General features: G+C 70.2%; 12 protein-coding genes, 1 tRNA gene and 1 pseudogene. 5 read left to right on the top strand and 9 right to left on the bottom strand.

All coding sequences use genetic code 11. The annotated features are described in order from the left end of the window. Positions 1-167: 167 nt before the first annotated feature. Positions 168-1,475, bottom strand: a complete 1,308-nt coding sequence (locus tag AC08OT_RS03095; RefSeq protein WP_476591637.1) for a peptidase M50 — start codon at positions 1,473-1,475, stop codon at positions 168-170. Positions 1,476-1,689: 214 nt separating this feature from the next. On the opposite strand from AC08OT_RS03095, the gene AC08OT_RS03090 reads away from it, so the two are divergent. Both AC08OT_RS03090 and uvrB read left to right on the top strand, forming a co-directional pair. Continuing rightward, complete coding sequence (locus AC08OT_RS03090; RefSeq protein ID WP_476602517.1) at positions 1,690-3,183, top strand: PucR family transcriptional regulator; 1,494 nt, start codon at positions 1,690-1,692, stop codon at positions 3,181-3,183. 84 nt (positions 3,184-3,267) lie between these two features. After that, a complete protein-coding gene (gene uvrB, locus AC08OT_RS03085; RefSeq protein ID WP_476591635.1) occupies positions 3,268-5,397 on the top strand; it encodes an excinuclease ABC subunit UvrB in 2,130 nt (709 codons plus the stop codon). 25 nt (positions 5,398-5,422) lie between these two features. Here uvrB and coaE read toward each other — a convergent pair whose 3' ends face one another. Then, the gene (coaE, locus tag AC08OT_RS03080; protein ID WP_476591634.1) at positions 5,423-6,094 is read right to left on the bottom strand and encodes a dephospho-CoA kinase; all 672 of its coding nucleotides are present in this window, start codon (positions 6,092-6,094) and stop codon (positions 5,423-5,425) included. Between the two features lie 99 nt (positions 6,095-6,193). Here coaE and AC08OT_RS03075 point away from each other — a divergent pair, with 99 nt between their 5' ends. Together AC08OT_RS03075 and AC08OT_RS03070 are read left to right on the top strand one after the other, a co-directional pair. After that, entirely contained in the window at positions 6,194-6,865 is a 672-nt protein-coding gene (locus AC08OT_RS03075; RefSeq protein ID WP_476591633.1) for a hypothetical protein, read from the top strand. 163 nt (positions 6,866-7,028) lie between these two features. Then, complete coding sequence (locus AC08OT_RS03070) at positions 7,029-8,102, top strand: M4 family metallopeptidase (protein WP_476591632.1); 1,074 nt, start codon at positions 7,029-7,031, stop codon at positions 8,100-8,102. A 27-nt stretch (positions 8,103-8,129) separates the two neighbouring features. On the opposite strand, the gene AC08OT_RS03065 is transcribed toward AC08OT_RS03070, so the two are convergent. The 5 genes from AC08OT_RS03065 to AC08OT_RS03045 all read right to left on the bottom strand — a co-directional run bounded on the left by AC08OT_RS03065 (position 8,130) and on the right by AC08OT_RS03045 (position 17,271). Continuing rightward, a complete protein-coding gene (locus AC08OT_RS03065; RefSeq protein ID WP_476591631.1) occupies positions 8,130-10,199 on the bottom strand; it encodes a putative bifunctional diguanylate cyclase/phosphodiesterase in 2,070 nt (689 codons plus the stop codon). A gap of 334 nt (positions 10,200-10,533) precedes the next feature. Next, positions 10,534-13,359, bottom strand: a complete 2,826-nt coding sequence (gene polA, locus AC08OT_RS03060; RefSeq protein WP_476597066.1) for a DNA polymerase I — start codon at positions 13,357-13,359, stop codon at positions 10,534-10,536. Between the two features lie 143 nt (positions 13,360-13,502). Continuing rightward, positions 13,503-14,657, bottom strand: a complete 1,155-nt coding sequence (locus AC08OT_RS03055) for a branched-chain amino acid ABC transporter substrate-binding protein (RefSeq protein WP_476602516.1) — start codon at positions 14,655-14,657, stop codon at positions 13,503-13,505. Positions 14,658-15,011: 354 nt separating this feature from the next. Further along, entirely contained in the window at positions 15,012-16,610 is a 1,599-nt protein-coding gene (locus AC08OT_RS03050; protein WP_476602520.1) for a branched-chain amino acid ABC transporter substrate-binding protein, read from the bottom strand. Between the two features lie 61 nt (positions 16,611-16,671). Further along, entirely contained in the window at positions 16,672-17,271 is a 600-nt protein-coding gene (locus tag AC08OT_RS03045) for an ANTAR domain-containing response regulator (RefSeq protein WP_009399419.1), read from the bottom strand. 247 nt (positions 17,272-17,518) lie between these two features. Between AC08OT_RS03045 and AC08OT_RS03040 the strand changes: the two genes are divergently transcribed. Then, positions 17,519-17,591: transfer RNA gene (locus tag AC08OT_RS03040), tRNA-Leu, on the top strand. A 620-nt stretch (positions 17,592-18,211) separates the two neighbouring features. Here the strand turns inward: AC08OT_RS03040 and AC08OT_RS03035 are convergent. Both AC08OT_RS03035 and AC08OT_RS03030 read right to left on the bottom strand, forming a co-directional pair. Next, positions 18,212-19,087: pseudogene (locus AC08OT_RS03035) on the bottom strand (recombinase family protein); the annotation flags it as partial. A gap of 228 nt (positions 19,088-19,315) precedes the next feature. Continuing rightward, a complete protein-coding gene (locus AC08OT_RS03030; protein ID WP_476591629.1) occupies positions 19,316-19,507 on the bottom strand; it encodes a hypothetical protein in 192 nt (63 codons plus the stop codon). Between the last annotated feature and the right edge of the window lie 1,679 nt (positions 19,508-21,186).

Raw genomic sequence — 21,186 nt, 5'->3', positions numbered from 1 at the left:
GGTGATCTCCAGTGGTGTCGGAACGCGGCGCCGCGGGCACGCGGCGCGAAACGGTGTCGCCCTGACCGACCGGGCCCCGTTGCCAGCAGTCGGTCAGAGCACACTTCACCCGGCGATGGTCACGCCGAGGAGTAGGAGGGGAGCCGGGTGCCCGCCGCGGCGGGCGGTCAACGCCAGAAGCCGCCGGGGTGGGCGGGGCGGACCGTGGTGGCGCGCCCGCGCAGCGGGGCGGTCTCCACCGCCTGGTTCAGCTCCACCGGGCCCACCGTTCCGACCAAGCGGAGGCGACCGTCATCCGGGGCGGCGTCGAGGACGACGACGCAGCCCGCGGCCGGCCGCTCCAGAAGTCGGCCGGTGACGCCCGTCAGCTGCTCGTCCGGACGGGCGGTGGCAACCATCTCCAGCGGAATCATGACCCGGTTGATCCGGGCGAGACCTCGATCGTCCATCGGCACGGCGGCGAGGTCACGCAACAGCACCACCCCGGCGAGGGATCCGTCGAAGTCCTCGACCCCGAACACCGCCCTCCGCGAGGGCAGGACGACCTCGTCCAGCGCGCTCGCGACGGTCGTCCAGGCGGACAACGGCAGCGGCGACGGGCTCATCACGTCCCGGACGGTCAGACCCTCCAGCACGACGTAGGCCCGCTGCTGCGCCTGGGCGCACCGGGAGGTGCCCAGCGCCAACCAACCCAGCAAGACGGCCCACAGCGCGACGAGCCCAACCAGGAACGACCCGACCACCCCGACGGCGATCAGCGACCAGCCAGTGATCACGCCGGCGCGGGCCGCGGCCTGCTCGGCGCGCGCACGACTGCCGGTGCGGCGCTCCACCCGGGCGGCAATCAACCGGCCGCCGGAGCTGCGCGGGGAGGGGAGGACGTCGACGAGGGTCACCAGCAGCGCGAAGGTACCCACCCACAGGGCCACCTCCCCGGCCAGTTCCCAGGTGCCGGCGGGTGCCAGGGCGCCGAGCACGACGAGCAGGGCCCCGGCGGCGGCGGTGACGAGCAGGCCGGCCCGCGCGATCCGCGCCTCGACCTGGGTGCCGACCTGGGTGCCCATCCCCGGCGCGGGATCGAGGGCCACCACGGGCGGCGGCGCGAGATCGATGCCGCGGGATGCCGGGTGGGGGGGTGCCGGGCGCGGGGCAGCCACCACGCTCGCGGAGCGGTCGGGTGCGCCGGCAAGGACCAGCCGGCTTCCAAAGGCGCCGAGGGTGATGCCGAGAGCGGTCACCCCCGACCGGCGGGCCGACCGGGCCCGCATCAGATCGGCGGCCAGCAGGACGCCCACGAGCAGGCCCGCCCCGATCAGGCCGCCGGACAGGTAGGCGAATCCGGGCCGGCCGGGCACGGTGGCCGGCAGCGTGATCGCGGAGAGGAGGACGGTGACGATCGCCACCGAGATAGCCAATCCCGGACGCACCGTGATCGGCGGGAGATGTGCCCGTCGGGTGGCGTCATGGGTGGTCATGTCCGCTCAGAGCTCCTAATGAGTTCTTTCACCCTTCACCTGGCCGCGGTCACGACCAGGTGTCACACATGCTCAACGCCTAGCCTGCCCTTCAACGTCCAGGCAGACACCGCAGGGAGTCTGCGACTTTGCCTACGATCTCGTTGCCGAGGTTCGGCATCATCGAAGTTCGGCACCATCGAGATGCGGCAGCATCGAGGAAGGAGACCGGCAGATGGAGAAAGTAGAGGAAGTAGCCCGGCCAGCTGAGATCACCGCGGTCGACAACGACGCCCCGGCGGGACTGCCCGGGACAAGCCTCACCCGGCTCCCCCGGGCGGCCGTGCTGGCCGCCGCCGACGCCCGGCTGCACGCCGGCCTGCTCGGGGACTATCTCGACGTCCTAGCCTCCGCCGCAGACACCGGACGGCGGCTGTCCGCGGCGGAGCTGGATACGTTCCGTGCGCTCGGCCGGACGGCGACGGAGTCCGGCGCCGCGCTGCGTGCCCTCGTCGACCTCTACCTCTCTGCGACCTGGCGGATCTGGCCGTCGCTGCCGGCCGTCCGGGCAGCCGACCGGGCGGCCCGCGAGCTCGGCCGGGCTTCGAGTAGCCCGGCACAGCCCGGTCAGCCCACGGATGCCCCGCGCTCCATGGCCGAGGCCGTCGGCGCCGTCTCGAGGACCCGGGCGGCGGCCTCGGCGGTGCTGCGGGCCAGCGACGACGTGGTCGCCGCCGTTTGCGAGGGCTACGAGGCCGCCCGCACCGCCCGGGCTCGCTTCGAGGAGGCGCTGCGCCGCGAGCTCGTCGACGACCTGCTGACCGGCACGTCGGAGGTGGGGCAACTACTGGAACGGGCCGGTACGTTCGGCCTGCGCCTGGAGGCGCGGCACGTGGTCGTCGTCGTCGCGGGCAACCGCCGGTTTCTCGACGGCCGCGGCCTGACCCGGTCGGCGGAGGCGACGCTGCGGGAGCACTGTCCGACCGACTCGCTGGTCGCCACCAGGAACGGTCTGCTCGTCTGCCTCATGCCCGAGGAGAACGACCTGACCCGGTTCCCGGCCGGTGCCGCCGCGAACCTCACCTCCCCGGCCGGCCGGCCGGCGCCGGGAGCCCGGCCGCGTGGGCGTCGCCGCCCGGACCTGCCGAAGACCGGCGACGCGGGATTCTCCCCGCTGCCGGCGTTCGCGCTGGCGGAGGGTACGGCCACGGCGGCCGCGGCGGTGACGACGATGACGGCGGTGACGGCGCTGGCCCGGCGGCTGCAGGCCGAGCCCGGGCTGGTCTGGCGGCTGGGGGTCAGCCGGGGGCGCAGCGGGGTCGCCGGGGTCCGCATCGGGTTCGAGGAGGCCCGCGGCGCCGTCGACATCGCCGGGCGGCTCGGGCTCGACGGGCACGTCGTCCACGCCGACGACCTGCTCATCTACAAGGTCCTGCTGCGTGACCGGGAGGCCCTGGCCGAACTGGTGGACGCGGTGCTCTCGCCGCTGCGCACGGCGCGGGGCGGCGCCGGTCCGCTGATCGACACCCTCGACGCCTACTTCACCACCGGCGGGGTGGCGCTCGCGGCGGCGCGGCGGCTGCACCTGTCCGTGCGTGCCCTGACCTACCGGCTGGACCGTATCCACGCCCTGACCAGGCACGACCCGGCCTCGCCTACCGACCGTTACGTCCTGCAGACCGCCGTGCTCGGGGCACGGCTGATCGGCTGGGATCCCTCGCCCGACTGACCGCACCCCGGCTGACAGCGGCTGGTCCCGCGGTCCCGGGGGACCGGGCGGAAACTGTCGGAGGCCTGTGGTGTGCTAGGAGCCGTGAGCACAACGTTCGAACGGCCCACCATCGACATCGAGCGGACGCGGGCGCCATTCCAGGTCGTGTCCGACTTCTCCCCGTCGGGCGACCAGCCCGCCGCCATCGACGAGCTGGCCCGGCGGGTCGGGGCCGGCGAGTCCGACGTCGTTCTCCTCGGCGCCACTGGCACTGGAAAGTCCGCGACCACCGCGTGGCTGGTCGAGCGCCTGCAGCGGCCGACGTTGGTGATGGCTCCGAACAAGACGCTCGCCGCGCAGCTCGCCAACGAGTTCCGGGAGCTGCTGCCGCACAACGCCGTCGAGTACTTCGTCTCGTACTACGACTACTACCAGCCCGAGGCGTACATCGCGCAGACGGACACCTACATCGAGAAGGATTCCTCGATCAACGAGGAGGTGGAGCGGCTGCGGCACTCGGCGACGATGAGCCTGCTCACCCGCCGGGACGTCGTCGTGGTCGCGAGCGTCAGCTGTATCTACGGACTCGGCACGCCTCAGGAGTACATCGACCGGATGGTGCGGCTGAGGGTCGGTGACGAGATCGAGCGGGACCTGCTGCTGCGCCGCTTCGTCGACGTGCAGTACACCCGCAACGACCTCGCCTTCACCCGCGGGACGTTCCGGGTCCGGGGGGACACGGTGGAGATCTTCCCGGTCTACGAGGAGCTCGCCGTCCGAGCCGAGATGTTCGGCGACGAGATCGAGCGGCTCACCTACCTGCATCCACTGACCGGGGAGGTCGTCCGCGAGGCGGAAGAGATCTACGTCTTCCCGGCCACGCACTACGTCGCCGGGCCGGAGCGGATGGAGCGGGCGATCGCCGGCATCGAGGCGGAGCTCGCCGAGCGGCTGGCCACCATGGAGCGGCAGGGCAGGCTGCTGGAGGCGCAGCGGCTGCGGATGCGCACCACCTACGACATCGAGATGATGCGCCAGGTCGGGTTCTGCTCGGGCATCGAGAACTACTCCCGGCACATCGACGGCCGCGAGGCCGGGAGCCCGCCGCACACCCTGCTCGACTACTTCCCCGACGACTTCCTGCTGGTGATCGACGAGTCGCACAACACCGTCCCGCAGATCGGCGGGATGTACGAGGGCGACATGTCCCGCAAGCGCAACCTCGTCGAGCACGGGTTCCGGCTGCCCAGCGCCATGGACAACCGCCCGCTGCGGTGGGAGGAGTTCCTCGGTCGCATCGGCCAGACGGTCTACCTGTCGGCGACCCCGGGCCCCTACGAGCTGGGCCGGTCCGTCGGCGTCGTCGAGCAGATCATCCGGCCTACCGGCCTGCTCGACCCCGAGGTCGTGCTCAAGCCGACGAAGGGGCAGATCGACGATCTCGTCCACGAGATCCGGCTGCGCGCCGAGCGGGACGAACGGGTCCTGGTCACCACGCTGACCAAGAAGATGGCCGAGGACCTCACCGACTACCTGCTCGAGCTCGGCATCCGGGTGCGGTACCTGCACAGCGAGGTGGACACCCTGCGCCGGGTGGAGCTGCTCACCGAACTGCGCCGCGGCGAGTTCGACGTGCTCGTCGGGATCAACCTGCTCCGCGAGGGTCTCGACCTGCCCGAGGTGTCGCTGGTGAGCATCCTCGACGCCGACAAGGAGGGCTTCCTGCGCTCGGACAAGTCACTGATCCAGACGATCGGCCGGGCCGCCCGTAACGTGTCCGGGCAGGTCCACATGTACGCGGATGCGATCACCCCGTCGATGCACCGCGCCATCGACGAGACGAACCGGCGGCGCGAGAAGCAGATCGCCTACAACACCGAACGCGGGCTGGACCCCCAGCCCCTGCGCAAGAAGGTCGTTGACATCCTCGACGACATGGTTCGCGAGTCGGCCGACGGCGAGCTGATCGGCGGCGGCCGGTCGCAGTCCCGCGGCAAGGCCCCGGTTCCGGGGATGAAGTCGCGCGCCGGCAGGGAGGGTGCCGCCGGCCGGTACGCCGCCGAACTCGCCGGCCTGCCCTCCCACGAACTCGCGCAGCTCATCCGCCAGCTCGACGACCAGATGCACGAGGCGGCGAAGGAGCTGCAGTTCGAGCTGGCCGCCCGGCTGCGCGACGAGATCGCCGAGCTGAAGAAGGAGCTGCGTGGCATGGGCGCCGCCGGCGTGCAGTGATGCCGTGAGCGCCGGCCTGCCACGATCAGCCGGCTGGGGCGGCGGTATCCGTGCCGCTGGCGACGGTATCCGTGGCGACGGTCCCGGTCTTGGCTGCGGCCTTGGCGTCGCGGCGGGCCAGCAGGTCCTGCCAGACCTCCTCGATGCGGGCGTCGAGGTCGTCCAGGCTCCCACCGTTGTCCACCACGATGTCGGCGACGGCCCGGCGCTGGGAGTCCGTGGCCTGGTTCGCCATCCGCGCCAGCGCCTGGTCGCGGGGCAGGCCGCGGGCCTCGATGCGGTGCAGTCGCAGCTCCCGCGGCGCCTCGACGACCAGCACCACGTCGTAGGTCCCCTCGGCGTGCACCTCGACGAGCAGCGGGATGTCGTGCACGGCGATCCCGCTCGGTGGCACCTCCCCCATGCGCCGCGCCGTCTCCTCGCGGATCAACGGATGGACGATCGATTCGAGCCGGCCACGGGCGGCGGGATCGGCGAACACGATCCGGCCGAGCGCCTCGCGGTCCAAGCCACCGTCCGCGTTCGCCAGTTCGGTGCCGAACTCCGCCAGGACCGCGGCGAGCCCCGGGGTGTCGGGCGCCACCACGTCCCGGGCGACCTGGTCGGCGTCGATCAGCAGGGCGCCCCGGGCCGCGAGGCGCGCCGACACCGCGCTCTTGCCCGAACCAATGCCACCCGTCAGACCTACTGTGAACACATCGCCGAGTCTGCCAGCTCCCGGAGCCAGCCACCCGACCGGTCCGCCCGTCTGCGCCCTCGCGTACTTGGCAGCTCGCGTACTTGGCAGACTGTGCGGATGGAAGCTGCCCCGGTCGCGCACCGGCTCTGGCCGGTCCTGCTCACCGGCACGCTGCTCAGTCTCGGTGCCCTCGGCCTCGCCCTGGCACCGGCGCTCGCCGATTCAGCGCCGTTGCTGCTCGTCGCGCTGCGACCCACGTGGGCGATCCTGCTGCTGGTCGGCGGCACGGTGCCGTCCGTCCCCGCCCTGCTGATCGCCGCGTTCTTCCGCGGGCTGATCGACGTCGGCTACTTCGGTCTGGCCCGCAACAACATCCGCTCGGTGCTCCTACGGCGCCTCAGCACCGGCCGCGTCGTGGCGGCGCTGTCCCGCCGCGGCACCCAGCGCCCGCTGCTGTGGTTCTGCCTGCTGAACACCAACGCGGCGGTGGACGCGGTGCTCGGCGCCGGCGACGTCCCGCTGCGCCGGTTCCTGCGCTTCCTGGTTCCCGGCTCCCTGCTGTCCTCGGCCCTCTACCTGACGGCGGCGCGTGCCGTGACGCCATGGACGCACGGCGTTGTCACCTGGCTCGACGAGAACATGACCTTCCTGATCCTCGGCAGCCTCACGTTAGCGATCATCCAGCTGGGGGCGCGAACGGTCCTGCGCCGTCGGGGTCGGCTCCGCGCTGCATCCGATTCCCCGCCCGGCTCATCGCCCGGCCCCTCGTCCGGCGGGCATCGCGGCTAAGGCGGTAACGGAACGTTTCCGGCTAACCAGAAGAAGGTGGTGAACCGGCACTCTCTGGACATCCTGCGTCGCAGGTAGCAAGGTCGGTGACTCCGGGGTCATCCGCGGCCGTCGAGGTCCGCGGGAATCCACCCGGCGATCACCTCACGCTACGGAGTCGACGATGCCCTGCCCCCGCCACGCCCTGCCCTGCGCGGTCCCACCCCACGTCCTCGAACGCATTGTCCGCAACGGCACCGAGGAGCAGCGTTCCCGGGCCCTGTCCACCCTGCTCCAGGACACCTCTCATCGCACCATCCGGGTGCACAACGCCCTGATGCACTCGACGCGGCGCGGTGCCGTCCCACCGCGGCTGGCACCCGAGACCGGCCCGCGGCGCACCGTCAGCGACGCGGGCGGTGCCGAGATCCTGCCGGGTGCGGTGGTTCGCGAGGAGGGTGGCGCCGCGATCGACGACACGGCGGTCAACGAGGCCTACGACGGCCTGGGCTCGACGTTCGCGTTCTACTCCGACGTCCTCGGCCGGAGCTCCATCGATGACGAGGGGATGGCTCTGCTCGCCACCGTGCACTACGGCGACCACTACGAGAACGCCTTCTGGAACGGCCGCCAGATGGTGTTCGGCGACGGCGACGGTGAGCTGTTCAAGCGTTTCACGGTGTCACTCGACATCATCGGTCATGAACTGACCGATGGCGTCACCGAGGACGAGGCGGCGCTGATGTATGTGAACCAATCCGGCGCGCTCAACGAGTCGATCAGCGACGTCTTCGGTTCCCTGGTGAAGCAGTACGTCCGCGGCCAGACCGCCGAGCAGGCCGACTGGCTGATCGGCGACGAGCTGCTCACCGACGCCGTCCAAGGCGTCGCGCTGCGGTCGATGAAGGCCCCCGGGACCGCCTACGACGATCCGGTGCTCGGCGACGACATCCAGCCGGACCACATGGACCGCTACGTCCGGATGACCGCCGACAACGGCGGCGTCCACATCAACTCGGGCATCCCGAACAAGGCGTTCTACCTCGCCGCGACGGCTCTTGGTGGATACGCCTGGGAGAAGGCCGGCCACATCTGGTACGAGACCCTGCGCGCACCGCAGATCCGGCCGAACACGACGTTCCGCGCATTCGCCTCGGTGACCGTGCGCCAGGCCGGCCTGCTGTTCGGTGCGGACGCGCGGAAGGCCGTCTCCGAGGCGTGGCAGGCCGTCGGCATCGCCGTCCGCGCATCCGGGTAATTCCGCGCATCCGGGTAATTCGGACCATCACGCCCGGCGGCATCGGACGTCACCGCCCGGAACCACCTTGCCCGCCTTCGCGGCCCGGGCCCGCAGCAGCTCGCGGATGCGCTCCGCCGGCAGCGGAGGCGAGATCGCCTCTCCCTGCAGCAGGTCGCAGCCGAGGTCGACCATCATCGTCAAGGTCCGTTCGTCCTCGATGCCCTCACCGACGACCCGCAACCCCAGGCGATGTCCCAGATCGAGCACGGAACGCACGATCGCGGCGTCGGGCAGGCTCCCCCGGACGTCCGTGACGAACCCCCGGTCGATCTTGACCTCGTCGAACGGCAACGTCTTGAGGATCTCCATCGAGCTGTACCCGGTGCCGAAGTCGTCGAGGGAGAGCGCCACGCCGTGGGAGCGCAGCTGACCCAGCATCGTCGCCGCACGCGCGGGCTGGGTGACCAGGGCGCTCTCGGTGATCTCCAGGGTGAGGACGTCGGGGGCCAGCCGGTGCGCGGCGATCGAGTCCGAGACCACCCGGGGAAGGTCGTCGAGCACCAGCATCCGGGGGGAGAGATTGACCGACACCGGCAGGTGCAGGCCTCCCACGTCCCAGGCGGCACACTGCCGCAGCGCCTCGTCGAGAACCCACCGGGTCAGGTCCGCGATCAGGGGAGACCGCTCGGCGATCGGCAGGAACTCGCCGGGGGGGAGCAGCCCACGGCTCGGGTGCCGCCACCGCAGCAACGCCTCGGCACCGACGATCCCACCGGTCCGAGCCGACTGGACCGGCTGGTAGTACAGAACGAGCTCGTCGCGGCCGATCGCGGCGCGCAACTGGGCGTTCAACGCGATCTCCTCGGGCCGCACCCCGGCGATGCCGGCCTCCCACAGGCCCACGCTCTCCCCGACCCGCTTGGCCCGCAGCAGAGCCGCATCGGCGCAGCTCATCAGGGTGGCCATGGTCGCGCCGTCGCGGGGGGCCACCGCGATGCCCACCGAGGCGTCCACCTCGACGTCGACCCCGCAGACCTGGAAGGGCCCCTGGATCTGGCGGAGGACCTGCCGACCCAGGGTGCGCCGCCGCCCGGCAGCTAGGGCCGCGGGCAGGGGGCCGCGGACGGCCGGCGCGCCCGACGGGCCGAGCGGGACGGGTGAAGCGGATGAGGCGGATGAGGGAGGCGAGGCGGATGAGGGGGGCGGCGCCGGGGTGATCTCGGGTCCGCGGAACACCAGCGCGAACTCGTCCCCGCCGGCCCGACCGACGAACACCGGCCTCGGGGTCAGGGTCGGCAACGTCTCGGCAATCATCCTCAGCAGCTGGTCGCCGCCGAGGTGACCAAGCGCATCGTTGACCTCGTGAAACCGGTTGAGGTCCACCAGGACGAGGACAGCCTCGTTCCTCGCGGCGTTGATCTTCGCAACGGCGGACTGCCCGATTTCCATCGTCCCGCCCCGATTGGCCAGGCGGGTAAGGGGATCGGAACGGTTCTGCAGCAGGCCCTCACGGAACAGGGCCTTCGCCACCGCGCCCACGAGCACGACGGCGGCGATGGTGGAGAACATGGGCGCGGCGGCCTCGGCCAGTCCGTCGTGGGCGATGACGCCGGCGACGACGGCACCGCAGACGGCCGCGGTGCCGGCGACGGCCCAGCCGACGGAGACCAGAGCGGCATAGGCGCACAGCACCGGGAACCAGGTCAGGTAGGTGTCCGCGTTCCGGCCGGGCGCCGCGCTCGCCAGCGCGAAGGCGAGCGCGGCGGCGAGCGAGGCGACGGCGACGGGCGGAATCCAGCGCCCTCTCGGGTTAGCCACCAGCCCGACGACAGTGTTGCCGACCGCGACCACCAGACCCAGCCAGCTTCCCCAGCGCAGATAACCCGGGGAGCCCGGAATGCACCCGGCGAGCAGGAAGAGCACCGCCGCGATCGCAGGGGTGACCACGAGAAAACGCCGACGGCCGGCGAACGTACACCCGCTGATCAAAAACAGCTTCCTCCCGCACTGACCCGCGATGAGCCCGACCGAACGGACCGAGCGGATCAGGCGGGCCGAACGGAGACGAACCGCACCGAGCGGGACGTCGCCCCGGGTGTCGCGGCGACCCCGCATCCGAGAGATCACGGTGCACGACGGCGACAGGACCGGGTCAGGTTTCCTTCCAACATAGCCGTCGATCCGGCGTGACCGACATCACGGCCAGCAGTTTCCTGGCACCGATGCGATTTCACGGCACCGATAAAATTTCACGGCTCGGTACAATTCCTCGACCGATACCGGATACGACGGGAAATCCGGGAAACCAGCGGAATAATTCGGCACAAAAATGACATCCGGGGTACAGAAACGCTCAGCGCCAGAAACGCTCAGCGCCAGGAACGCTCAGCGCCAGGAACGCTCAGCGCCAGGAACGCTCAGCGCCAGGAACGCTCAGTGACAGGAACGCTCAGTGTGCCGCGTCGTCCCAGGTGCGGCCGGCGCCAACGCTCACGTCGAGCGGCACCGACATGGTGTACGCGGAGGTCATCTCGGCCCGGACTAGCCGCTCGATCGCCTCGTACTCGCCGGGCGCGATCTCGAGGACGAGTTCGTCGTGCACCTGGAGCAGCAGCCGGGAGGCGTACCCCCCGGCACGCAACGCCCGGTCGACCCCCAACATCGCAATCTTGATGATGTCCGCGGCGGAACCCTGGATCGGCGCGTTCAACGCCATCCGCTCGGCCATCTGCCGCCGCTGGGAGTTGTCACTGGTCAGATCGGGCAGGTAACGACGGCGGCCGAGGATCGTCTCAGTGTAGCCGTCCTTGCGAGCCCGTTCCACGACCCCACGCAGGAAGTCGCGGACCCCGCCGAACCGGGCGAAGTAGGCGTCCATGTGCTCCCGGGCCTCGTCCGGCGCGATGCCGAGCTGCCCGGCGAGGCCGAACGCGGACAACCCGTAGGCCAGGCCATACGACATCGCCTTGATCCGCCGGCGCAACTCCGGGTCGACCTCGGAGACCGGCAGGCCGAACGCCTCGGCGGCCACGAAGGTGTGCAGGTCCTCGCCGGAGCCGAACGCCTCGATGAGGCCCTCGTCACCCGAGAGATGAGCCATGATCCGCATCTCGATCTGCGAGTAGTCCGCCGTCAGCAGCGTCTCGTAGCCCGCGCCGACGACGAAGGCCCGGCGGATCTGGCGCCCCTCGGCCGTCCGGATCGGGATGTTCTGCAGGTTCGGGTCCGCGGAGGAGAGCCGGCCGGTCGCGGCGATCGTCTGGTTGAACGTGGTGTGGATGCGCCCGGCGTCGTCGATCATGGGGATCAGCGAGTCGACGACCGTCTTGAGGCGGGCCACGTCACGGTGCCGCAGCAGCACCGGCAGGAGTGGATGGTCGGACTGGACCGCCAGCCAGGCGAGGGCGTCGGCGTCCGTGGTGTAACCGGTCTTGATCTTCTTGGTCTTGGGCAGGCCCAGCTCGTCGAAGAGGATCTGCTGCAGCTGCTTGGGGGAGCCCAGGTTGAACGGCCGGCCGACGATCTCGTGGGCCTGCGCGGCGACCGCGCTGACCTCGCCGCCGTAGCGCTTCTGCAGCTCGGCCAGGTGCTCGGAGTCCACGGCGATGCCGGCCCGCTCCATGCCGGCCAGGACCGTGACCAGCGGGAGTTCGATGTCCCGCAGCAGGGTGGCAGCGGAGCGGCGTTCAAGGTCCGCGTCGAGGGCGTCGGCGAGCTCGAGGCAGGCCCGGGCCCGCACGGCGTCCGCGTGCGCCTGGTCGGCCTCGCCGGAGCCGTCGAGGGTCAGCTGCTGGCCGCCCGGGACGGGGTCGGCGGACAGGTCGCGATGCAGGTACCGGGCGACGAGATCGGCCAGGTCGAAGGACCGCTGGCCGGGCAGAGCCAGGTAGGCCGCGAGCGCGGTGTCACTGGTGACGCCGGCGAGCGGCAGGCCGAGCTCGGTCAGGGCCAGCATCGGCCCCTTCACGTCGTGGGCGGCCTTCGGCTGGTTCGGGTCGGCGAGCCAGGCGCCCAGCGCCGCCACGTCCGCGGGGGTGAGCAGCGTCGGGTCGAGCCAGGCCGCGGCACCGCCGGCCGCGGCCAGCGCGAGACCGGCGAGCAGGCCGGTGCCGCGCCCCCAGGTGCCCCGGGCGTGCAGGCCGTTACGGCCGGCTCTGTGGGCGTGCTCGGCGAGCCACCGGGCCACCTCGCCCGGCCCGAGCACGGTCAGCTCGATCTCGAACCCCTCGTCGGCGGGAGGCGGCGCGATCGCGAGGGCCGCGTAGAGCCGCTCCCGCAGCACCCGGAACTGCAGCGTGTCGAACAGCTGGTGGACGGCCTCCCGGTCCCAGGGCCGCATCCGCAGGCCGGCGGGGACGACGTCGAGCGGCACGTCACGGGACAGCTCCGTCAGGGAACGGTTGCGGATGACCTCGGACAGGTGGGCGCGCAGCGACGCCCCGGTCTTCCCGCCGATCTCGTCGGCATGGTCGACCAGTTCGGCCAGCGAGCCAAACTGCTGGATCCACTTGGTGGCGGTCTTCTCCCCCACCCCCGGCACCGACGGCAGGTTGTCGGAGGGATCCCCGCGCAGGGCCGCGAAGTCCGGGTACTGCACCGGGGACAGGCCGTACTTCGCCTGCACTTCGTCGGGGGTGAAGCGGACCATGTCGCTGATGCCCTTGCGGGTCATCAGCACCGTCACCCGCTCGTCGACCAACTGCAGCGTGTCACGGTCACCCGTGACGACCAGCACGTCCATCCCCTCGGCCGCGCCCAGGGTCGCGAGCGTGGCGATCACATCGTCGGCCTCGTATCCCGGCGCGCTGACCCCCGGCACCGCGAGGGCGTCGCACACCTGGTGGATGAGGCTGACCTGGCCGACGAAGTCGGCCGGGGTCTCAGCCCGACCGGCCTTGTACTCGGCGTACTGGGTGTGCCGGAAGGTCGGGGTCGGCAGGTCCCACGCCACGGCGACATGGGTCGGCCGCTCGTCGCGCAGGACGTTGATGAGCATGGAGGTGAATCCGTACACCGCGTTCGTCGGCTGGCCCGTGGTGGTGGAGAAGTTCTCCACCGGCAGCGCGTAGAAGGCGCGGTAGGCCAGCGAGTGCCCGTCAAGCAGCAACAACCGGGGCGTCGCCGGGGTCGGCTTCGCGGGGCTCGATGGCGCGGGACTCGGCGAGGGCGCGGCCGGGCCGGCCGCGGTGGCCACAGTGGCCGTGGTGGCCACAGTGGCGGACGCTGCCGGGCTCCCGGACGGGGACGAGGTGGGGGACGAAGTGGTGACGGACACGCGGCGAGTTTAGGCCGTGGGTCGGACAGTTTCGCCGCGAGCGGGCGGACCGACGCGTCGACCACGTCGCTCCGTCACGTCGCTCCGCCGATCGGTCAGGTCCGCCGATCGGTCAGGTCCGTCCGGTCACGGTTTGACGAGGGTCACGGTTTGACGAGGGAGCTGACCGGGTCGAGCACGGTCCGTTTCCCGGCCCGGACCTCGTACACGTAGACCGTCGAACCCTCGACCTCACCATTCTTCCGGAATCTGATGCGCTTGGTGACCCCGGGAACGTCGACCGAGCCGAACCGGGCGAGCACGGCCTCCCGCATCGCGCCGCTACCGAGCCCGCGCAGCACCTCGATGACGGCGTTCGTGGCGTCATAGGCCTCGCCGGAATAGGTTCCAGGCCGCGCATCGGCGTTGATCGTCTTGTAGTCGGCGACGAACCCCGCCGCCACAGGATCGCTGTTCGGGTCACCGCAAGGGCAGGTCAGCAGCATTCCCTCGGCGTTGCCGGCACCGGCCTGGCGGATGAGCTGGTCGTCGTTCGCGCCGTCGCCGCTGACGACCTTCCCGGTGTACCCCTTGCTGCGCAGCGCCCTGGTCAGCAACGCGAGTTCCGCGTAGTAGCCCGAGTAATACACGGCATCCGGGTTCTCGGCGAGGATCTTCGTGGCCTGGGACGTGTAGTCCTTCGTCGGATTGATGCCGTTGTGGATCACGCGGATTCCTCGGCCGGTCAGGGACTTCTCGAGCGCTCCGGACAAGCCGGTGCCGTATTCGCTCCGGTCGTCGAGAGAGTAGACCTTGTCCACCTTCACAACCTTGGCGAGGTATTCCGCGGCGGCGGATCCCTGCACGGTGTCCGGGGCGATGGCCCGGTAGAAGCTGGTGAACCCGAGATCGGTAAGCGCCGGATTGGTGGCCGACGGGCTGACCGACAGCAGCCCGGCCCTGCTGTAGAGCGGCTCACTCGACTTCGTCGGTCCGGAGAAGACGGGGCCGACGACGCCGATGACCTTCGTATTGTCGATCAGCTTCTGTGCGACGGTGGGCCCCTGCTCGGCCATACCCTGATCGTCCGAGGCGACCAGGCGCAGCCTGAACGGCAGATCCTTGCGCCGGTTCGCCAGCTCGACGGCGGTCAGCACCCCGTCGTAGGCGTTGATGCCAAGCTGCTGGTTGTCGCCGGAGAGCGGCCCCTGAAAGCCGATGACGTATTCCTTTTTCCCGTCGTCACCGGACGCACCACCGCCGCAGCCGGCAAGGACGGCCGCGGCCGTCAGCACACCCACGGATCCGAGGGCCCCCACCGCGTCACGCTCGGTCGGGGCACGCCCCGTCGCCGTCCAGGACCCATCATGACACGCCCTCCCACAGCACATCGCTGCCGCCACCGCCCCCTCGGCGTCAGAACCCGGTCCGCCGCCACCGCATCATTGGCAACCGATCGAAAGCGGATAGTGACGAAAACGTAACCTTCGGAGGAGTGGAAGGGAAGCGCAATGTGAGCGTGTCGTAACTTGAAGGAGGTTTCGCCGGTGGATCCGAAAGCGAACGACCTGATCGGAGAAGCGAACGACCCGGCAGAACCCGCAACGGCCTGGTCGGAGGATGCCGGTCGCCGCAGCCATTGCGGCAGCCGCCGCAGCGTCATCGCCGGTCGGTCAGTTCTCCGTCTTCAACGGGACGAATCTGCCGCCGAGTACCGTGTAAAGCACGACCGTGGGCGATCGGGTGTCCCCCCAGCGGTCGAAGGCGACGGAGCCGGTGATCCCCGCGAACGAGCCGCTCCCGATCGCCGTCACGAGGTCGTGCCTGGTGGCCGCGTCCACGGTCGTCCGGCCCGGCAGCACCGTGGCCGCTGCGCGGATGATCGCCCTGGCGGCGTCGTACGCATAGGCCGCGACCGCGGGGATGGCCTCGGCCCGCCGCAGCTCCAGCTCCGCGGCTGGCTCGTTCACCCCGGACGTGCCGCGGGTACCGGCGGCCGGCGGCCCGTGGGGCCCCTCCTCCAGGCCCGACCCCGACCCCGATGCCGGTGTCAAGATGCCGTGGACCGCACTCGGGGTGGTGGTGGCGCCCCGGCCGGGCGAGGCGGTCTCCGCTGGATCCTCCTGGCTCCGCAGGTCCGCAGGGTCCTCCTGGCCCCGCGGGCCCAGGGTCCCACTCGGCCGCCCACTCGTGCCAGGCGATTCCACGCCGCCCGAGGCCCCTGGACGGGTACTGCCCTCGTCATCCGCCGGTCCCCCGAAGCGGTCGGAGTAGTCCGCGACGAAGGCGCCTGAGGACGGCAGCCGAGTCGGCGGGACCAGCGGACCGATGATCAGGTCGCCGTCGGCCGCCGACCTCGCCTCGTCGGTGTAGCGGGACTCGAGCAACGCGTCCGAACCGAGTACCTGGATCGACGTTCCCGCGTCGGCGAGCCGGGCCCGCAGTTTCCCGGCGAAGGCCGCACCCGTCGAGACATAGACCAGATCGGGGGCGTCCTCCTCAATCGCCCGCGCGGTGCCGGCGATCTCGGATCCATCCGTCTCGTCCCCCCGGACCTGGTATACCGATGTCACCGACGCGCCGAGGGCGGCGGCGCGCGCCGCGAAGCGGGCGCCCAGGGTCGTGCCGTATCTCGGTTCGCCGTCGACGACGGCGATACGCTTGCGGCCGAGCGTCCTGACAGCGTACTCGGCGGCGACCCGGGCCTGGCGCTCGTCCGTTCCGGCCAGGCGGAAGTAGAACGGGAAGGGCCGGGTGCGCGGCCGGGAACCGGAATCGGTCAGTGTCGGGTCCGCGTTCGACGGGGAGACGACGGGGATGCCCGCGGCGCTCAGCGTGGGCAAGGACACCTTCGCGACGAGTGAGCTCAGCGGCCCGACCACGCCGATGACCTGATCGTTCGCCACGAAGGCGTCCACGGCCTGCGCTCCCCCGTCCGGACGGGACAAGTCATCGTGGGCGGACAGCTCGATGCGCCAGCCCGGGATGGCCCCGGACTTGTTGGCCTCGTCGACCGCGAGCGTGACGGCGTTGCGCGCGCTCACCCCGTCCGTGGAGAGATCCCCGGACAGCGGCGCCATCACACCGAGGGTGGCGACCCGGATGACGCCAGCGCCGCCGTCGGCGTCATCGCCGGCGCCAAGGCTGGCGGCCAGCGTGAACCCCAGGACCGAGGGCACCGCGAGGATCAGGACGGCGAGAGCCGCGAGCGCCGCGCGCCCGCGACCGGTGCGCGATCTGGCCCGGGTCCACCGCCCGATCGAACCGGCCATCGACGCGAGAGACGCCCGCGACGAATCGCTCACCCGGCTTCCGGGATCACGGACACGGAGGTCACGAGCCCGGCAACGCCTCACCCGACAGCACGGCCTCGGCGACCGCCCGCATCGTCCGGCGCTGGTTCATCGAGGTGCGCTGAATCCAGCGGAAGGCATCCGGCTCGGTCATGCCGTGCTCGGTCTGCAACACGCCCTTGGCCCGCTCGATGATCTTCCTAGCCTCCAGGCGCCCCTGCAGGTCCTCCACCTCGGCCTCGAGGCTCACGATCTCGGTGAACCGGCTCATCGCCATCTCGATCGTGGGCAGCAGGTCCTTCTTCTGGAACGGCTTGACCACGTAGGCCATGGCGCCGGCCTCACGGGCACGTTCCACCAGCTCCCGCTGGCTGAAGGCGGTGAGGATGACGACGGGAGCGATACGGTCTTTCGCGATCTTCGCGCCGGCCTCGATGCCGTCCATCCTCGGCATCTTCACATCGAGGATGCACAGGTCGGGGCGGAGCTTGCCGGCGAGGTTGACGGCCATCTCGCCGTCGCCCGCCTCCCCGACCACCTCGTAGCCCTCCTCCTGGAGCATCTCCCTGAGGTCGAGCCGGATCAGCGCTTCGTCCTCGGCGATCAGAACCCGGCGCGGGTTCGAGGAGGGTTGGCTCATCGAGTCGGACTCCTGGTCTCGGAGGTGCGTCCCTAGTGTGACAGGACGGACGATCGGGGTGGCCGTCCCGCCCCGGGCACGGAGGGCTGGAGGTCGAAACGCACCCTACCCGGATAGAGTCTTCAAGGAGAGGTTCCGGCCAGGTTCGACGGCGATCTCCTCGCCCTCGTCCCGCCCGGTTCCTCCGCCCGTTCCACTTGCCCCAACTCGCCCCTGTTACGTCTGATCCAACACGCTCCACCCGCCGGCCCCGGTACTCCAACGGCAGAGAGACGGTGCTCAAACCACCGACAGTGTGGGTTCGAATCCCACCCGGGGTACGTACAGCATCTACGCGCCGTGGATGCCCAGTGGCTGCCGGGGACGGCCCGGGGGCGGCGGCCGTCACTCCCGCCAGATGAGCGACCTTGTCGAGGTCTGCCACCGGAATCTTGATCATCATGTGCACCTCCTGCCTTTCGTGATCGAGGTGGACGGTGAGCTGAGTGCTTTCGTAGAGGCGTCGCTGCAACGCTTCCGGCGCCTGGCGGAGCTTGAGGTGCAGCTCCGGGAGGGCGCCGAGGAGCGCGAGGCTGTCTTGGCCTGGCCGGTCGGGCTCGGTTTCGTCCGCCGCTTCGAGATCCTTGATCTTTCCGAGGGCGGTCTTACGCTCTGCGTCGAGCTGGTTGTAGCTACTGCGCAGTCCCTGGGTGAACGGGTCGTCGGGGTCGCCGTCCTGCGCCTGGCGGAGCAGGTTGCCCTGCCTGCGATCAAGTTCGTCGATCTTCTTCTGGAGCCGGCCTCGCTCGGCTGCTCGTTCCCGCTCGGCTCGGTCGTCGTAGGTCGCGAGTTCGGCGCTCAGGAGGGCGATCCTGTCGCGCCCGAAGACGCGTTCGGCGTAGAAGTCGGCGATCGCGGCTTCAAGGACGTCTTCGCGGATACGGACGCTCTTGGGGTGTCCGGCGAACTTGTCGTCACGGCCCCGGTTGTTCGCTCGGGGCCAGCACTTGTACCAGACAGGTGCGCTGGGATCGCGGACGGTTCCGAACATCCGCCGCCCGCAGGTGCAGTGGATCATGCCCCGGAACACATAGGTCCGTTTGGTCGCGGGGTGGCGGTTGAGTTCGTTGTGCTCGCGGGAGCCGCGTCGGGTCTGCCGGTTGGCGTTGAACTCGTCGTACATCCACTTCGGGATCAGGGGTTCGTGGACAGGTTCGGATGACCACACCCACTTCTCCGGCCCGTTGACCGCCCCATGTCGGGACCGGGTCGCCCGCCGGTTGAATACCTGATAGCCGGTGTATTTCGGGTTACGCAGCAGATCGGCCACCGTGGACTTCGACCATGCCCCTCGTGCCCGGCGGGCCCCGCCAGGCGGCTCGGGTGGGGGGTAGCGCTCCAGGTCGGCGTTGAGCTGCTCGGCGATCTCGCCATAGCCGAGCTTGCGGTAGTAGCGCCAGTGCGCGATCTGCGTGACTGTCTCCCCGCGTGCCCCGTCGGGTTCGAGGCGGGTCTTGGTCGCACCCCGGTCGGCTTTTATCGAGTTCGGATGCCGATAGTTCTTCGGCCGGTAACCGTAGGGCGGTTTGCCGATGTTCCAGCCGTCGCGGACATGGGTGCACAGCCCACCCCAGCTACTCTCGAGGGTGTTCCAGACCTCGTACTCGGCGACCGACTGGTTGATCCGCCGCTGCAGGATCGCGGAGGCCCGCGGCCCGTCGACCTTGATCGGTTCGTTCCACGCCAGCAGCGCAACGCCGGTCTGTTCGAGCCGGCGTTCGATCGCAAGGTTCTCGTACATCCGCCGGGTGATCCGCGACATCGACTCGCAGATCACCGCATCGAACCGGCAGTTCGGATGATCCGCCTCGGCCAGCAGGTCGTCGATGCCACCGTCGCGGGGAATCGGGATGTCGAACCGGGACACGTCGGCCCCGTGGCCGCGCTGATCGAGTTCCTTGCGGCCCGACTCCACGTCGTAGAAGTGCGCGACGATCACCCACGACTCCGGCAGCGCGGACTTCGCCCGGTCCAGCTGGCGGATCAACGACTGGCGGGGGTCCTGCTACTCCTCGGTCGAGGTCCGCCCGGCGAACGCGACCCGGATCTCCCGATCCAACCCCGCCAGCGGCAACGCGAACGGCGACACCGCCAGATCCGACAACCCGCGCAGCGCCGGATCCGCCGCCCAGCTCGCCGGCCCGGGTCCCGGACGGTCCCGTCCGGCCCTCCGGGACGGTCGTCCAGGATCGTTCATGCTGCCTCCTCATCTGATCCACGGTTGCCGGTGGCCTCGCCAGCGTCCCAAAGCAGCAGGTCCCGGATCGCACCCACGAACTCCGCCCGAAGCCGGGCGGCCCCGGGCCGCTGATCGTCTCGATCTCGCCGTGAAACACCCACCGCCGGCCCGGCCGTCCCCGCCCGCCTTCCGAAGGGGGTCGCAGCGCGACGACTCCCTCGTTCTCCGCCTCCGTCCTCTTCCCCATTGACCCGTGGGGATTTTCTGCCGCCGGGACGCCGTCCACGGCGGAGGGCTGTCCGATCTGGCCAGGGTGGCCAGTGTCGCGCCGGGCGATTGGCGGCTCGCCGCCATCGGTGTCCGGGTTGTCGAGGGGAGCGGGGGTGCCGGCAGCCGTCACAGAGCCTCCAGACGTCGCAGGAAAGGACGAGGCAGAGGCAGAGGCAGAGGCAGAGGCAGAGGAGGCCAGGATCGGGCAGCCGCTCCCAGCAGGGCACGGGGCAGTATCCGGCTCATCGACAACAAAGGTAACACCCGGACGGGCCAGAAGGGAACCCAACAAGCACGGAAAATACTCCGATCCGGGAATGGATCGCGGGCACAGGACCGCTCCGACCGAGTCTGGATTCCCGTCAACGACGGAGGCGGAGAACTGACCGGGAAAAGGTCCGGGTCCGGACCCGGACTCACCTCCCAAGTCCTTTCCTGCGGGCGACGAATCGACCGGCGTCCGGACCGGTACTGAGGGCGAGGGGACGGGGAGCGGGCCCTCTGGCTGCGGTGCCGCAGGCGATGTCGGGCGCATGGGGGGCGACAGGTAGGGAGAGTCGGGACGGTCCGGGTGAACGTTGGCCGGGTCGGTCACGAGGCGGTCCTCCTTCCGCGCGGCACGGAACGCCGCTATAGAGGAATCCTGTTTTTGGCCCCATTTTTGCCAGTCGATCTTCAGAGTTGTTCGAGCGTTGTTCAATCGATCGCGAGGCCTGCGGGGGCAATGGAGCGCATGGAGGCGTCATTTCCATGGCACGGATAGTAAAAATGGGGCCCACCCACCGGGGGACCAGGTTGAAAGATCGAAATATACCGTGACGTGCATTCACGGTGAAAAAATAGTGCGCATGAACTAGTCCGATAGTGCGATGATCACCAGACGTGGCGACCAGCCCGGTCCGAAGATCGCCTGCGCGGCTCGCCGTCGCCGCCCAGCCGCCGCCCGCGTGGCGACCGCCGAGGGGCCTGCGACGATCATCGCGCATCGCGCGTGGGCAGTAGGTAGGCCGCCAAGCGGACAGGTCCACCACGCTGGCGCGCGATCCGCGCGACGGCCGACGTTTTGGGGTCAGCCCAGGGTCAGGGACGCTGGGACGGCGACGGTGATCAGCGTGTAGCAGCCGCAGGCGATCTCCAGCACAGCGTGAGCGCCAAACCAGGTGTCAATCGCTCGCGTGGATACAAGGAGAACTTCTCATCGGACATAGCGCGGAGCCCTTTCCGGGTGCCACGAATTCGGATGGGCCTCAGCGAACCACATCGAGCCCAGCGAAAAGCCAGCACGATCTTCCGCGCCACGCCCAACAAAGATCACTGGCAGCCAGCAACGGCACAGCGGATCCATCCAGACAAGCTCGTTCGCCCGGCGACGGGCCGCCACCAGCGGCACACTCCAACCTGCCCAGCAGTCCTCTGACCTGTGATGC

It is taken from the genome of Frankia sp. CgJB1 (assembly GCF_977947065.1).
This window is presented reverse-complemented; position numbering and strand designations above follow the sequence as displayed.